Genomic DNA, 1,285 nt, shown 5'->3' with positions numbered 1-1,285 from the left:
AATCCGTTGGACGAATCCTCCGTCATGAGCACTCCGTTCGACTTGCATGTGTTAAGCACGCCGCCAGCGTTCATCCTGAGCCAGGATCAAACTCTCAATAAAATGGTATCTAAAGAACCAAAGTTCTTCAAATCATCTTATCGAAGCTTAATTCACAGCTTCAAAGAAATTAAATCAAGAGCCTTCTTTCAAGCTTGCGCTTGTCAGAAGGACTTCTCGTCCTTTCTGGTGCTTCGTGTTTCTTTCACGTTGTTTAATTTACAAGGTACACGCTCTTGTCAGCCCCTCTGGCTGACGTTCTATTTATTTTAGCACACTCTGTTTCGCTTGTCAAGAACTTTTTCAAGTTTTTTCAGGGCTTTTTAGCCCCGAACCACTTGTTTCGGTTCTTTTTCAAGCTGGTTCGTACCTTCCGGCGCGAACTCATTTAGTTTACCACGCACACTCGCGTTTGTCAAGCACTTTTTTCTGATCTCTTTCAGAAGGCCGTCCAGGTTCCCCCCGGTTTCTTCCGGTTTTGCTCAGATTTTCATGCCCTCTCGCAAGGCGCTCAAATAGAATATCACTCACGGTGCCATTTGTCAAGCACTTTTTACATAATAAACTCAACTTTTGATGTAAATCGCTATATCAGTAGCTGTCTATGACGGCTGCTGCTTTTTGTAAAGCAAAAAGCGGACAGCCAAAGCTGTCCGCTCTTTGTGTTGGCGTTACCTATCTTCCCGGTCCGTCTCCAGACAAGTATTTTCGGCGCAGGTGAGCTTAACTTCCGTGTTCGGGATGGGAACGGGTGGACCCTCACCGCAATCAACACCAACTTACTTTCTTTTGAAAAAGAAAGTAAGCAAAGAAAACTTCATCTGAACTTTTCTCTCCTTACCGTCTTTCTCATCAGGTAAGTCTAAATTTTAAGAGGTTCTCTATGGAGCGCCGCGTAGACGCTCCATAGAGAATGGTGCGCCTTCACGGATTCGAACCGGGGACCCACTGATTAAGAGTCAGTTGCTCTACCAGCTGAGCTAAAGGCGCAGGTTTGGTGACCCGTGCGGGAATCGAACCCACGTTTGCGGCGTGAGAGGCCGCCGTCTTAACCGCTTGACCAACGGGCCACATTTACGCGTCGCTTTGTCAGCACCCTCAAAACCGAACAATGCAGTTTCCAGTACCAGGCAAGCGCCTGCAATCATCATGTTAAGGTCAAGCCCTCGGCTTATTAGTATCGGTCAGCTGCACGCGTTACCGCGCTTCCACCTCCGACCTATCAACGTCATAGTCTACGACGTGC

General features: G+C 47.5%; 2 tRNA genes and 3 rRNA genes. All 5 read right to left on the bottom strand.

What is annotated here, in order from left to right:
• Window positions 1-102: ribosomal RNA gene (locus B5G42_RS17555) — 16S ribosomal RNA — on the bottom strand; the annotation flags it as partial.
• Window positions 103-702: 600 nt separating this feature from the next.
• Window positions 703-818, bottom strand: a 5S ribosomal RNA gene (rrf, locus tag B5G42_RS17550).
• A gap of 135 nt (window positions 819-953) precedes the next feature.
• Window positions 954-1,029, bottom strand: a tRNA-Lys gene (locus B5G42_RS17545).
• A 5-nt stretch (window positions 1,030-1,034) separates the two neighbouring features.
• Window positions 1,035-1,109 (bottom strand) — tRNA-Glu (locus tag B5G42_RS17540).
• A gap of 84 nt (window positions 1,110-1,193) precedes the next feature.
• Window positions 1,194-1,285, bottom strand: a 23S ribosomal RNA gene (locus B5G42_RS17535); the annotation flags it as partial.

This window comes from Flavonifractor sp. An91, from assembly GCF_002159225.1.
In the GTDB taxonomy this organism is placed as follows: domain Bacteria; phylum Bacillota; class Clostridia; order Oscillospirales; family Oscillospiraceae; genus Flavonifractor; species Flavonifractor avicola.
This window is presented reverse-complemented; position numbering and strand designations above follow the sequence as displayed.